This is a genomic window from Blautia sp. RTP21359st1_E11_RTP21359_211015 (genome assembly GCF_040910705.1).
GTDB lineage: Bacteria > Bacillota > Clostridia > Lachnospirales > Lachnospiraceae > Blautia_A > Blautia_A fusiformis.
Genome location: NZ_JBDGAB010000004.1, coordinates 1 through 13,860 on the forward strand (window position 1 = coordinate 1; position 13,860 = coordinate 13,860).

Annotated in this window: 13 protein-coding genes and 2 tRNA genes; 9 read left to right on the top strand and 6 right to left on the bottom strand. The window is 43.3% G+C overall.

Features of this window, described 5'->3' with window-relative positions:
- Positions 1–525 precede the first annotated feature (525 nt).
- Positions 526–1,137, top strand: a complete 612-nt coding sequence (locus tag AB5026_RS02105) for an ECF transporter S component (RefSeq protein WP_129976152.1) — start codon at positions 526–528, stop codon at positions 1,135–1,137.
- A gap of 238 nt (positions 1,138–1,375) precedes the next feature.
- On the opposite strand, the gene AB5026_RS02110 is transcribed toward AB5026_RS02105, so the two are convergent.
- A complete protein-coding gene (locus AB5026_RS02110) occupies positions 1,376–1,678 on the bottom strand; it encodes a helix-turn-helix transcriptional regulator (RefSeq protein ID WP_243113535.1) in 303 nt (100 codons plus the stop codon).
- Positions 1,679–1,987: 309 nt separating this feature from the next.
- Here AB5026_RS02110 and AB5026_RS02115 point away from each other — a divergent pair, with 309 nt between their 5' ends.
- Positions 1,988–3,394, top strand: a complete 1,407-nt coding sequence (locus tag AB5026_RS02115; RefSeq protein WP_368212655.1) for an MATE family efflux transporter — start codon at positions 1,988–1,990, stop codon at positions 3,392–3,394.
- Here AB5026_RS02115 and AB5026_RS02120 read toward each other — a convergent pair.
- The 3 genes from AB5026_RS02120 to AB5026_RS02130 form a co-directional block, all read right to left on the bottom strand.
- Positions 3,376–4,518, bottom strand: coding sequence for an RluA family pseudouridine synthase (locus tag AB5026_RS02120; protein WP_368212656.1), 1,143 nt, complete (start codon positions 4,516–4,518; stop codon positions 3,376–3,378). The genes AB5026_RS02115 and AB5026_RS02120 overlap by 19 nt on opposite strands.
- A 65-nt stretch (positions 4,519–4,583) precedes the next feature.
- Positions 4,584–5,204: a response regulator transcription factor gene (locus tag AB5026_RS02125; protein WP_114001699.1), complete on the bottom strand. Its 621-nt coding sequence runs from the start codon at positions 5,202–5,204 to the stop codon at positions 4,584–4,586.
- Between the two features lie 133 nt (positions 5,205–5,337).
- Positions 5,338–6,519, bottom strand: a complete 1,182-nt coding sequence (locus AB5026_RS02130) for a sensor histidine kinase (protein ID WP_368212658.1) — start codon at positions 6,517–6,519, stop codon at positions 5,338–5,340.
- A gap of 346 nt (positions 6,520–6,865) precedes the next feature.
- Here AB5026_RS02130 and AB5026_RS02135 point away from each other — a divergent pair, with 346 nt between their 5' ends.
- The 7 genes from AB5026_RS02135 to AB5026_RS02165 all read left to right on the top strand — a co-directional run bounded on the left by AB5026_RS02135 (position 6,866) and on the right by AB5026_RS02165 (position 13,278).
- Positions 6,866–7,795, top strand: coding sequence for an ATP-binding cassette domain-containing protein (locus AB5026_RS02135; RefSeq protein WP_368212705.1), 930 nt, complete (start codon positions 6,866–6,868; stop codon positions 7,793–7,795).
- Positions 7,796–7,807: 12 nt separating this feature from the next.
- Positions 7,808–8,932, top strand: a complete 1,125-nt coding sequence (locus tag AB5026_RS02140; protein ID WP_368212660.1) for an ABC transporter permease — start codon at positions 7,808–7,810, stop codon at positions 8,930–8,932.
- Entirely contained in the window at positions 8,919–10,064 is a 1,146-nt protein-coding gene (locus AB5026_RS02145; protein WP_015524317.1) for an ABC transporter permease, read from the top strand. The genes AB5026_RS02140 and AB5026_RS02145 overlap by 14 nt, the downstream gene beginning before the upstream one ends.
- Before the next feature lie 71 nt (positions 10,065–10,135).
- Entirely contained in the window at positions 10,136–11,107 is a 972-nt protein-coding gene (locus AB5026_RS02150; protein WP_368212662.1) for a D-2-hydroxyacid dehydrogenase, read from the top strand.
- 138 nt (positions 11,108–11,245) lie between these two features.
- Positions 11,246–11,845 carry an NUDIX hydrolase gene (locus tag AB5026_RS02155; RefSeq protein WP_349045584.1) on the top strand — a complete coding sequence of 200 codons (600 nt, stop codon included), beginning with the start codon at positions 11,246–11,248 and terminating at the stop codon, positions 11,843–11,845.
- Between the two features lie 176 nt (positions 11,846–12,021).
- Positions 12,022–12,813 (top strand): uridine phosphorylase, encoded by a 792-nt coding sequence (gene udp, locus AB5026_RS02160; RefSeq protein ID WP_022426843.1) that lies wholly within the window; start codon positions 12,022–12,024, stop codon positions 12,811–12,813.
- Positions 12,814–12,849: 36 nt separating this feature from the next.
- Positions 12,850–13,278: a cytidine deaminase gene (locus AB5026_RS02165; protein WP_015524321.1), complete on the top strand. Its 429-nt coding sequence runs from the start codon at positions 12,850–12,852 to the stop codon at positions 13,276–13,278.
- Between the two features lie 172 nt (positions 13,279–13,450).
- On the opposite strand, the gene AB5026_RS02170 is transcribed toward AB5026_RS02165, so the two are convergent.
- A tRNA-Trp gene (locus AB5026_RS02170) sits at positions 13,451–13,521 on the bottom strand.
- Between the two features lie 127 nt (positions 13,522–13,648).
- Positions 13,649–13,736, bottom strand: a tRNA-Ser gene (locus AB5026_RS02175).
- Positions 13,737–13,860 lie beyond the last annotated feature (124 nt).

Below are 13,860 nucleotides of genomic sequence, written 5' to 3' on the forward strand. Positions count from 1 at the left end.
AGGTGGAAGTGTGGTAACACATGGAGCTGACTGTTACTAATCGGGTGAGGGCTTGACCAAAAAGCCGAGGAAGCGGGCAGGATGTAACAGAGATGGGGCGGAACAAGCTTGCTTGTGGAGAACCATTTATGGTACAGACTGAATATTTGTGAAGCAAATGACATCGAACGACGGAGTCGTGAGATGACCACCGCTGGAGTAGCCAAAAGAACAGGCGATGCAGCTTTGGCTGCGAGCCCGTGAAAAAAGGCTGATCGGTACGCAGGTTAAAATTGATTCAAAAAAGATTAACGATCATCAATAGAACATGTATGTAGTTTTGAATATACAATCATGAAAGAGTGGCTTAAACAGCCACTTTTTTATTACCCATAAAAACTGTCCCCTAAAAAAACATAAAAATTGCCCCTTGTAATATACCCAAACAAGCGGTACTATAACATCCAAGTTATTACATTCCTACATTAATACAATCATACATTAAAGTAATAACAAAGGTAATAACGAAACGAGAGGGGAATTATTATGAACACACAGAACAACACAGTAGTTAAACTTGCAGAAACTGCGTTATTAGCAGCTTTATGTTATGTATCCTTCACATTTCTGCAGATCAAGATCCCGGTGCCGGGCGGAGACGCAACATCCATTCATATCGGAAATGCTTTCTGCGTACTTGCAGCACTGCTTCTGGGTGGCGTATATGGCGGACTTGCCGGAGCTATCGGAATGGGAATTGCAGATATCATGGACCCTGTTTATATCACAGGCGCACCGAAAACCTTTGTACTGAAATTCTGTATCGGTCTGATCGTAGGTCTTGTGGCACACAAGGTTGCAAAGATCAATGAGAGTACAGATAAAAAATATGTTTTCAAATGGAGTGTGATCGCATCTGTCGCAGGACTTGCATTTAACGTAATTGCAGATCCTATCGTAGGATATTTCTACAAACAGTACATTCTGGGACAGCCACAGGAACTGGCACAGGCACTTGCAAAAATGAGTGCGGCGGCAACCTTTATCAATGCAGTTGTATCTGTAATTCTGGTAGCGATCATCTATAATGCAGTACGTCCGGTACTGATCAAAAGTCATCTGATCACAGTTACCAACAACAAAAATCAGGTTGCGTAAAACGACATACTAAAAAAATAATAGAAAACAAGAAATAACACAAGACAGCGAAATGGAAGTAAAATCCATTTCGCTGTTTTTTTATGCGGGTATAGGATCATTTTTTATATGGTTATCCTCACATGGAAAACAAATTTTGGAACAACCAAGATCTGTTTTGACGTATCCATGGCAGTGATTGCTGCGGTACTTTCCTTCGTATTTGCGGGAAGACTGGATGGTGTAAGAGAAGGTACTGTTATTTCCGCATATTCTCCCGCACCTTCTTAGGTGTGCACCCGAAGTGCTCCTGGAACATCCGTCGAAACAGCTTATAATTGTTGAATCCATGGCGTTCCAGAATCACATGCACAGGGTCTTTCGTATTGATCAGATCTTTGTAGAGAAAAGAAAGTCTGTATTCATTCTGATATTCCAGAAATGTAACCCCCATCTTTTTCTTGAAAAAACGGCAGAAATATCCAGCCTGGAGATAAGCAACACCTGCGATCTCATCCAGAGAAATAGGCCGTTTGTAATTCTCAGAAATATAATTCAGCACCAGATTCAGCCGGTCCAGATCTTTTTTCAGCCGGCTTAGATCACTTTGAAAAACTTTGACACTGAAATTGTGACACAGCTGGAACAAAAGTTCAAAGATCAGGATATTGCAGACGAGAGTCGTATGGTGGAGTAAAAAGATACAAAAAAAGCGGAGATTTATCGTTATAAAGACTATTGAAAATAAAAGAAGTTTGTAGTAAGGTAGTAGCTACAACGCTTACGAAAGGGAAGAATGTTTCAGGTGGGCAGTCTCCTTTTTGTGGAGAATTTTGGATGAAGGAAAACGAAAAACAAGGGGGAAGAATTTATGGAGAAGGTAAAAGAGAAATCTTCTTTTTTCCGAAAGTTCGTAGGAGATAAGAGGTTTTATCTGATGGTCCTGTCTATTGCAGTACCGATCATGGTACAGAACGGGATCACAAATTTTGTCAGTCTTCTGGACAATATTATGATCGGTCGTATCGGTACCGAACAGATGTCTGGAGCGGCGATCGTCAATCAGCTGATCTTTGTATATAATCTATGTATTTTCGGCGGGGTGTCCGGAGCGGGAATTTTTACAGCACAGTATTTCGGACAGAAGGATCATGAGGGTGTCCGCCAGACACTTCGTTATAAATTGTGGATGGCAGTGATTCTGACAGCAATCACCATTATACTGTTTCTGACAGCAGGGGGTTCACTGATCAGCATGTATTTAAAAGGTGACGGGACTGCACAGGAGATCAGGGATACTCTTATTTATGGGAAACAGTATTTATGGATCATGCTTCTGGGACTTCCGCCATTTATGATGGTGCAGGTCTATGCAAGTACTTTACGTGAATGCGGTGAGACCGTACTTCCAATGAAGGCCGGGATCGTGGCAGTGCTGATCAATCTGATATTTAATTATCTTCTGATCTATGGAAAATTCGGATTCCCGGAAATGGGAGTAAGAGGCGCGGCTGTTGCCACAGTGCTCTCCAGATATGTGGAAGCCTGCATTGTCCTGAGCTGGACACATAAGCATACAGAAAAGAATATTTTTGCACAGGGTCTGTATTCAACATTAAAGGTTCCGGCGAACCTGACAAAGAAGACACTTATTAAGGGAACCCCGCTGCTTCTGAATGAGACTTTATGGGCAGCCGGAGTGGCCATGCTGACACAATGTTATTCAGTCCGTGGACTGAACGTGGTTGCGGGATTAAATATTTCCAATACCATCAACAATGTATTTAATATCATATTTATCGCACTTGGAGATTCGGTAGCCATTGTTGTAGGACAGCTTCTGGGGGCAGGTAAGATGAAGGAAGCCAGAGATACGGACAACAAGATGATCGCATTTTCTGTGTTCTGCTGTACCTGCGTGGCAGCTGTGATGTTTGTAATGGCACCACTGTTTCCAAGGCTTTACAATACCAATGCTGAGGCACGTACTCTGGCGAAATATTTTATTATGCTCACAGCATTTTTCATGCCGCAGAATGCATTCTTGCATGCAACATATTTTACTTTGCGTTCCGGTGGAAAGACCATCGTTACATTTCTGTTTGACAGTGTGTTTATCTGGGTGGTAAGTGTAACGATCGCATTTACCTTAAGCCGTTTTACAGGTCTGCCTGTACTTGTGATCTACGCAATGGTCCAGGCAGCGGATATGATGAAATGTGTCATTGGATTTATCCTTGTAAAAAAAGGCGTATGGCTTCAGAATATCGTTTCATAGAATTTTTTGAAATCTTCCGGGAGGGGTGCTTCCAGGGAGATTTCTTTTTTGGCATTTTTGTCATGATGCATGGAAGCCCGGGTGTCGGAAGCAGATTCATCAATTGAAAATGGAAGTTGAAATTTAAGCTTCCATGCGTGGAGTGCAGCCCGGGAAAACGGATTCGATATGTCCGATAAACAGTACAGAGAATCACCCAGAAGAGGATGCCCGAGAGATGCCATGTGTACACGGATCTGATGGGTACGGCCGGTTTTCAGACGGAGCATTACAAGAGAAGCCGGAGCTGCTGCGTCAGGGCCGGTAGATTTCAGAACAGAATAAAGGGTTTCTGCATGTTTGCTTCCGGGAAGCGTGCCATCTGTGGATACGACCATTTTCAGACGGTTATCCGGGTCAGGTGCAAGGGGAACGGAGATCCTGTGAAAAGCTCCATCTTCATCCACAGGCATGAAACCGGAAACTGCAGCCAGATAGGTTTTCTCTGAAATCCCTTCTTCACGCTGGTTCTGTAATCTGGCGGCAGCAGTCTGGTTCCTGGCAAAGAGCAGGATACCGGAGGTTTCTTTATCCAATCGTCCGATAGACCGGACTTTGGTAGGCTCTCCTTTGGAACGGAAATAGGAAGCCACCTGGTTGGCGAGACTGTCACTGTAGTGAGAACCGGAAGGGTGAGTGACAATCCCGGCAGGTTTATTTATGGCGAGGATATCCTGGTCTTCGTATATAATCGCCAACTCAGGAAGAAACTGTGACGTTGCAGCCAGTGAATGATAAATGTGAGAATTGACATCAGAACCTGCAAATTCTGAAGCTGCGGAATCAGAATATGAAATTGCGTCTGCGGAGAACTGGAAATGGTGATTGGACAAATTGACAGTAAAGGATGAAGATTCCAGCTGGGCAGAATCTACATCGTCCGCTTCCAGGCATACTATGATCTGATCCCCGGGATAAGCGGTTTCCGTTACCCGGCACTGCTGTCCGTTTTTCCGGATACCACCGGGACGGAACTTCGCCTGGCTGATCTGCTTTTTTGTAAGACCTGCCTGCGTGCGAAGAAAGCGGGAGACAGGTGCCGGAACAGCTGTTTTCGGGATATAGATAGTAAGATAGCGGTTCATTGTGAGGAATCCTCCGATTCTATTAAATTAATAAATATTTACAGGAATTTGGATGCAGGAGGTTTTTACTTATGTTGATAATAAAAAACAGCAACTTGAGTCCGATCCCTCAGCTGCAGTTTATCCAGAATGGAACTGAGATAATTTCGTACCGTTCCCTCACTGAGAAACAGTTCTGTGGCAATCTCCTTATTGCTGTATCCGTTGGCGATCAGCCGGATGATATCCAGCTCCCGTTCGCTGATGTTTCTGGAAGCATAATCAAATCCGTCGGAAGACTGCAGGAGTTCAGGGATTTTGGATATGATCTCTGTGCCGAATACGGTCTGGCCGGAGTAAACCGCCTGAAGAGCCGGAAGAATGCTGGTATGATCCTGCTTCAGAAGATAACCCTTTGTGCCGAGGCGGAGGGCTTTTACAATATATTCATCATCGGAAAAAGTAGTCAGAAGAAGAATTTTTGCCTCCGGAAATTCGCCCAGGATCTTTCTGGAAGCTTCCAGTCCGTCCATTCCTTTCATACGGATATCCATCAGAAGAATATCCGGAAGATACTCTCTGTACAGAGAGCAGGCTTCTTCACCATCAGAGCCGGTGGCAGTCACTTCGATATCCGGGTTTGCTTCAAGAATGGTTTTTAGTGCTCCTGCAACCAGGCAGTCGTCGTCTACGATTATAATTTTCATGTCAAAATCTCCTGTTTATGAGTTATAAAAAGTAAATTTACAGATCAGAAAAAACAGACGGATCCAATATGCCGGGAAAGTACTTTGATCAAATCAGGAAGGTTTCCGGCAAAGTGAGAAATATCTGTCTGATTCAATTAGAAACAGATTTCGGGATCGTTACAAAGATCCGAAAACCATTCTCCTGCGTAATCTGGACCGTACCGCCCAGCGCCTTTGCACGGTCACGGATATTGGACAGACCCATACCACCGGAAGTATTTTTTGCCTTATTGCTGTCTGATCCAGTTTGAATATCCGGAATTCCATTTTCCGGTGTCCCATTATCCTCAATGCACAATTGATAAAGTGCAGGATGCTCCCGCAGAAGAATATCCACAGAATCCGCATTACTATGCCGCATCACATTGGAAAGCCCTTCCTTTGTAATACTGATCAGACTGTATTTCACCTCTCTTGGAATCTGCCTGGACATATCATAAGTAAGATTCACCGGGCAGAAGGTGAAATCCTTTACAAGTCCTTTTATGGCATCTTCCAGATCTATCGCATCGTCATGAAGATCATGTACACTGGAACGGATGCTGTTCATAGCACCGTTCAGGGATTCTTCCAGATTTCCAAGCAGAGGATCAAGAGAATCATTTTTGTTGATGGTTTTGCAGGCAGCAGTCATAAGGATAGAACGGGATAGTACATGTCCCACATTATCATGGATCTCTCTGGCAATTCTGTTTCGCTCGCGCAATGTAGCAGCATAAATCTCGTAATCCTGTTTTTCCAGAAGTGCCTTGTTTTTTTCAGAAAGAAGAAGCGTATGTTCCTCACTGTCATCCCGGATCTGATGAAAATCCTGGTAAAGAGCCTGATATTTTTCGGCATAGAGCCAGAGAAAAAATGAGAGAACGAAACCAAAAATCCCAAGCAGACAAAGAACTGCCGGAAATTTATTGATCTGAAAAACCAGAAATCCCCAAAGTGGAAGCTCAGCCACTGCCAGAGGAAAAAGCCCGGCAGATAAGGTCTGATACAGCAACAGCGGGAAAAACAGAAGAAGATCCGAAAACCACAGGGAACATAATCCAAAGATCACATAGCTTCCTGCAAGAACCGGAATGATATTTCCGGCGGGTTTCAATACTGGCAAAGAATTGTGTGAACAGGATTCTGTTTTACATACCCTGCACAGATAAGTAATGCAGCAAAGGATCACCGCAAAAAGGAGGGCAAACACAAGAGCCTGATCTGCAGGCACATAAAAAAATGTTAAAGTACTGTATAAAAGCAATAGTATGGAATCTGTAAGATAACGCATAAAAAATATACCCTCCTTTCTCAGAATTATAGCATTTTCCGAAAGTCAGGCAGATAACCGGCTAAAATTATCGTATCCTGTTCCGGGAGAACCCCTTTTGCTGCACAAATTTCTGAAATCAATGTGTCTTTATTATAATATACCGGTTCCTTCCCTGCAAAGAAAAATCTATCCTTCTGAAAAAGACATGACATTTGTCATTCGCAGGTGGTGACATTCAACACTTGGAGCAGAAAGAAGAAAAGGATATAATGGCATCATAGAAGAAATATGAATTTCTGCGAAAAAGACATAAAAGTCCTGCTTAACGGACTGTAAAAAAGGAGGAAAACATATGCCACAGAGTATGGTCCACATAGAAAATCTGGTAAAACGATACGGTGATCTTACCGCACTGAATCATCTGGAACTGGATATCCGGGAGGGTGAGATCTTCGGATTACTTGGCCCCAACGGATCGGGAAAGACAACGGCCATCAGCTGCCTCTTGTCACTTCTGAAATATGACAGAGGTGAAATAAAGATATTCGGAGAAGAGATGAAGCCGGACAGCTATAAGCTCAAGGAACAGATTGGGATCGTGCTTCAGAATGTAGCCGTTTTTGATGAGCTGACAGTGCAGGAAAATATCGATTATTTCTGCGGCCTTTACATACGGGACAGGAAACGGAGAAAAGAGCTGGTGGAGGATGCCATTGAATTTACAGGTCTTGAAGATTTCCGCAAAATGTACCCGAAGAAGCTTTCCGGGGGCCTTTTACGAAGATTGAACATTGCCTGCGGGATCGCCCACAAGCCAAGACTGATCATTATGGATGAGCCGACGGTAGCTGTAGACCCACAGAGCAGAAACAAGATCCTGGAAGGGATCCAGACGCTGAACCACCAGGGCTCCACCATTATCTACACATCCCATTACATGGAAGAAGTGGAGCAGATCTGTACCAGGATCGCCATCATGGATCACGGAAGAGTCATCGCTCAGGGAACAAAGGAACAATTGAAGCAGATGATCAAAACAGGAGAGACCATTACCGTAGAAGCCATTGCCCTGGAAGAAAAAAATCTCCGGGATATCCGCACACTGGAGCATGTGTTTGATGTGCAGTATGAAAAACAGGTGCTGGTCGTGCGCTGTACCGATGCGAAGCATAACCTGATCCGTCTTCTTAATTATCTGCAAAGCCAGGATATTTCTTTTGGAAGAGTCTTTTCCGAACTGCCTACATTAAATGATGTCTTTCTGGAAATCACCGGAAAACAGCTAAGAGATTAGGAGGGATGGGAGATGTTGCATTTACTGAAATACAGTTTTCTTTCCAAGATCCGTAATTTTAACATTGTATTCTGGCCGCTTGTCTTTCCACTTGTGCTTGGAACTTTTTTCTATTTTGCATTCGGAAATATCAATGAAGCAGATTTTCAGACGGTTCCGGTGGCAGTGGTGAAGGAAGCTTCTGCGGATACGTTTTTTATGACCTATCTGGATGAAGTGGAAAAAAGCAGTCCGGATCTTTTAAAAGCAGAAGAAATGTCGGAAAAGGAAGCGCTGGAAGCACTGCAGGATAAAAAAGTAGAAGGGATTTATTATGTGGGAAAAGAGCCTTCCCTTACAGTAGCAGGAACCGGAATAGAAGAAAGTATCCTTCAGACAGTTCTCGACAGCTGTGAAAACACCAGAACGACTATCACCAATATCATGAAAAAAAATCCGCAGATGGATATGGAAACCATGAAACCCTTGTTAAGTTCCGACAGCTTGGTAAGGGAAGTCTCTCTTGGTGGCCGGACCATTGACGGAAATGTGCAGTTCTTTTACGCACTGATCGCCATGGCCTGCCTGTATGGATGCTTTATCGGATTTGGCTCTGCGATCGGGATCCAGGCCAATATCACACCTCTGGCAGCCAGACGGTGTGTAACGCCGACCCACAAGCTGAAGCTGATCCTTACAGACCAGCTGACATCTTTTGCTCTGGGCTATGTGGACGTGATCATTCTGATCCTGTATCTCCGGTATATTCTCAATCTGGATTTTCAGGGACAGATGGGAAAAATGCTGGTGGTATCTTTTTTCGGAAGTCTCATCGGTGTATCTATGGGAATGTTTATAGGTAGCTTCGGAAAAATGCAGGAAGGCGTCAGAATCGGGCTCATGCTTGGAATCTCTATGGTAAGCAGCTTTCTTGCCGGACTGATGAACGGAAATATGAAGGATATCGTGGAAAAAAGTGTTCCGTTTGTGAACCGGATCAATCCTGCATCACTGATCTCAGATGCGTTTTACTGTATCAATGTATATGATGATATGACCAGATACTATAGAAATCTGATCACACTGGCGGTAATGTGCGTGGTGCTGGTGATGGCATCCTTTTTCATGGTCAGGAGGGAACGTTATGACAGTATTTAAAGGCTATATGAGGATCATGAAAAAAAATACAGGTCTGATCCTCCTGTATCTGGGCATTTTTTTCGGAGTGACAATGGCACTTCAGGCAGCGGCCGGTAAGGAAACTTATACCAGCTATGAAAGCGAAAAAATAAAGATCGGAGTGGTGGATAAAGACAACGGACCACTTGCAGAAGGACTGGTAAAATGGCTTGAAGGTACGCATCACGTGACCATGCTGGAGGATAACAGAGAGAAGCTTCAGGAAGAGCTTTTTTACAGAAATGTGGAGTACATCGTGGTGATTCCTGAGGATTTTTATGAGAACTGTATGGTAAACGGCGAAAGTATTTCTGTGACCAAGGTGCCCGGATCTTATTCGGCATATTATGTGGATCAGCAGCTTGAGAGCTGCCTGAATACAATGCGGACATATCTGAAAGCCGGTTTTTCCCAGAAGGAAGCGGCAACAGCGATCCTGGATAAAAAAAGAGGAGAAGTCACCATGCTGGATACAGATGAAAACAGTGGTACGTCCGGATGGCTCTATTATTTCCGATATATTCCATATCTGTTTCTTGCATTACTTTGCTATGTGATGGGATATGTTCTGATGGCTTTCAAAAAAGACGATATACCAAAGAGAATGCAGGCATCTGCGATCTCTGCAAGACGACAGAGTCTGGAAGGGCTTCTGGCCATGTTTGTGATGGGTGGGGGCTTATGGGGAATCGGTATGGCTGGAGCTATCCTTATGTATGGAAAAACATTTCTCAGTTCAGAAAATTTCGGATACTATGTACTGAACACTCTGGTAATGATGGCAGTGGCACTTTCACTTTCCTATCTGATCGGTCTTTTTGTAAAAAACAGCAACATGTTAAGCGGGATCGCAAATATCCTGTCTCTTGGAATGTGCTTTCTGTGTGGTGTGTTTGTTCCCATGAACATTATGGACAGAAACGTCCTGAAGGTGTCTCAGTTTCTTCCTGTGTACTGGTATGAAAACGTAAATGAGACTCTTGGAAGTTATAGCCACCTAACAGGTGAGGCAGCTGTATCGGTGTGGAAAGGCATTGGACTGGAAGCTATGTTTGCGGTAGTTTTTGTCTGCATGATCCTGGCAGTGACCAGGTATCAGCGGCAGAAATAACAGAAAATAATAGCAGATGGCTGTTAATTATGGTAGGATATAGCTGATAAAGATGATTTGCGGAGAAAAACATGAAAAAAATACAAGTTTTACTAAAACCACAATGCAATGCAGAAATTCAAAATCAGTTTGCAACAAAATTCGGAGATCAGTGCGAATTTACATTTCAGGGCAAAGAAACTGAGGATGCGATTGTAGCAGCAGAAGTAGTGATCGGAGAGCCAGAGGAAGAAGAAATCCTGAAAGCAGAAAATCTTTGCTGGATCCAGCTGACCTGGGCCGGTGTGGACAAATATACAAAAATGAAAGCATTTCCGACAGGAGTTACATTAACCAATGCTTCCGGCGCTTTTGGAAAGATCATATCAGAATATGTGATCGGGAATATCATTGCGCTGTACCGTGAACTTCCGAACTACTGGAAGAACAAACAGAAACACCTCTGGGTACAGAATCGATCATCAGAAACCATATATGGAAAAAACATTCTCATCCTGGGAACAGGGGATATAGGAAGAAATATTGCCCATAGAATGAAAGCGTTTGAAACGCATGTGACTGGAATAAAAAGAACTGCAGTCCCGGAGCATTTGCAGCAGATGAAAGAGTTTGATGAGGTATATGATCTGACAGCGCTGGATCAGCAGCTTCAGAAAGCGGACATTGTGATCGGCTGTCTCCCGGGAACACCGGAAACAAAAGGCCTTCTGAATTACGAACGGCTATATTCCATGAAAAAAGATGCAATTCTGGTTAATGTAGGAAGAGGAAGCCTCATTCCAACAGAAGACCTGATCAGAGTACTGGAGGAAGGCCACTTAAAAGGAGCGGTCTTGGATGTATTTGAAACAGAACCATTGCCGGAGACATCACCTCTTTGGAATATGGAAAACGTCCTTATCACTCCACACATTGCAGGCCCGAGTTTCGGTGGAAACGCTGAAGTCCAGGATATGATCTGGAACATCTGCATGGAAAATATGGAACGATATCTGAATGGAAAAAAATTAAAAAATATTGTCCGGTTAAAGGATGGGTATTAAATAAAAAAGATAGTTACAAGCTCCTTCTGATAAACTGTGAAGTAGTTATCCGGTTATGAGCAAGTAGCGAAGCGGATGCTTTTATCCGCTTGACTAAAAATACATTTATGGATGTTTAAGAAAGAGACAGAGTGCATAATGATAACACGCCAGAAACTGATCAATCAGATAGAAAAATACAAGCCATATAATGAGCAGGAAGAAAAAGATAAAATCCTGATCCTGGACTGGATCAGAAATAATGAGAATGCTTTTTCCAGGGAAAATGCAGTAGCCCATATGACAGCTTCTGCCTGGGTAGTAAACAGAGAACGGACGAAAGTCCTTATGGTATATCACAACATATACAATTCCTGGTCCTGGCTTGGAGGACATGCAGATGGTGAGACGGATTTACTGTCCGTTGCTGTCAGAGAAGTAAAAGAAGAGGCAGGGATTTCCAATGTTCGTCCGGTGTCAGAAGAGATTTTTTCCCTGGAATCCCTGACTGTAGACGGCCATATGAAAAAAGGAAAATATGTATCCAGCCATCTGCACTTTAATCTAACATATCTCCTTGAGGCAGATTCAGAAGAGGCTGTTTCCATAAAAGCAGATGAAAACAGCGGTGTAGCCTGGTTTTCACCGGAAGAAGCATTGATGAGATCAACAGAACCGTGGTTTGTGGAACATGTTTATATTAAGCTTTTGAAGAAAATGAATCTATGTTATAATGGGATAAAGACAAAAGAGGTTTGACATTGACTGAGTAAATACGAAAATCTGACTGTAATGTAAGACAATACAGTTTTGCAGGAATTGACGGGAAGCAAGGCTAAAATAAAAGAATAAAGGACTGGATTGTATGAAAATGCAGTCTTTTTTTTATTCATAAGGAATAGGGAAACTGTTAGCTGAGAAAGGGGGAAACAAACATGAAAAATTATTCAGAGGATGCGGACAGACAGTATCACATTCAGGTAGCAAAAGGAGAAGTGGGACGTTACGTTATTTTACCGGGAGATCCGAAACGCTGCAAAAAGATCGCACAGTATTTTGAGGATCCGGTTTTGGTAGCAGATAACCGGGAATACGTAACATACACCGGAACACTGGACGGAGTGAAGGTAAGTGTGACATCTACCGGAATCGGCGGACCGTCCGCTTCTATCGCAATGGAAGAGCTTTATCGGTGCGGGGCTGATACATTTGTACGCATCGGAACCTGCGGTGGAATGCAGCCGGAGGTAAAAAGTGGTGATATTGTTGTTGCAACGGGGGCAATCCGTATGGAGGGCACCAGTAAAGAGTATGCACCTATTGAATTCCCGGCAGTGGCAAATCTGGAAGTGATCAATGCACTTGTGGAAGGAGCAAAGAAAGAAGGATGTGAATTCCACACAGGTGTGGTACAATGTAAGGATTCCTTTTATGGCCAGCATGAGCCGGAAACCAAGCCGGTCAGCTATGAACTGATGAATAAATGGGAAGCGTGGAAACGTCTCGGCTGTCTTGCGTCGGAGATGGAATCCGCTGCTCTTTTTATAGTGGCAAGCCATTTAAAAGTACGTGTGGGCTCCTGTTTCCTGGTGCTTGCAAATCAGGAAAGAGAGAAGCTGGGTCTGGATAATCCTGTGGTACATGATACCGATAAGGCAATCCAGGTTGCAGTACAGGCGATCCGTGAACTGATCCGTGCAGATCAGGCACAGAAAAAAGAAGAATAACGTATACATGCCTGATTCAGGAAAGGTGGGAAAATTATGGAAGAAAAACAGATCAAAGAAATGATCGATCTGGCGATCAGACAGATGGACTATTCCTATGCGCCATACTCACATTTTCATGTAGGGGCGGTACTTCTTGCAAAAAACGGTACCTATTATACCGGGTGTAACATAGAAAATGCTGCCTATACTCCAACAAACTGTGCGGAAAGAACTGCTTTTTTCAAAGCGGTCAGTGAAGGCATGAGAGACTTTCAGGCAATCTGTATCGTTGGCGGCAAGGATGGTGTTCCTACAGAGTATGCAGCACCCTGTGGAGTATGCAGACAGGTTATGATGGAGTTCTGTGATCCGGAAACCTTTCAGATCATACTGGCAGTCAGCAGAGAAAAATATGATATCTTTACGTTAAAGGAACTGTTGCCATTTGGATTTGGACCGGATAATCTGAAGAAACTGAAGTGATAAGCGCATGTGGACACGTGCAGAGATTTTCACGATATGAATGCAGTGAGAAGTAAAATATTGAAAAGTGATCGCCCGGATGTTGATATGACAGGCCGGGCGATCACTTTTTCTGCCATACAATAAAAAACGCTGAAAATCCTTAATTAAGGTTTTTCAGCGATTCTAATAGCAGGGGATGAGAGAATCGAACTCCCACCAAAGGTTTTGGAGACCCCTATCATACCATTTGACCAATCCCCTATATTAAATTGTGTTTTCATCACTGTTGCAATTATACATATAAAATATACAATTGTCAAGAGATGAGAGTGCTTTTTGTATAATAAAATATAAATAAAATTCTTCCTGTCATAAATCGGCAGAAAAGCGGAGATGGAGGGATTTGAACCCTCGCGCCGGTTGCCCGACCTACCGCATTTCGAGTGCGGACCCTTCAGCCACTTGGGTACATCTCCGGATGCAAACCTTTATTATTATATAAGGTATCCGGAGAAAGGTCAATCTTTTTTAAAACTTTTCTTTTTTGTATTATTGACGAATCTTCCAGACTATAATATGATAATGAGATAAAGTGTACAG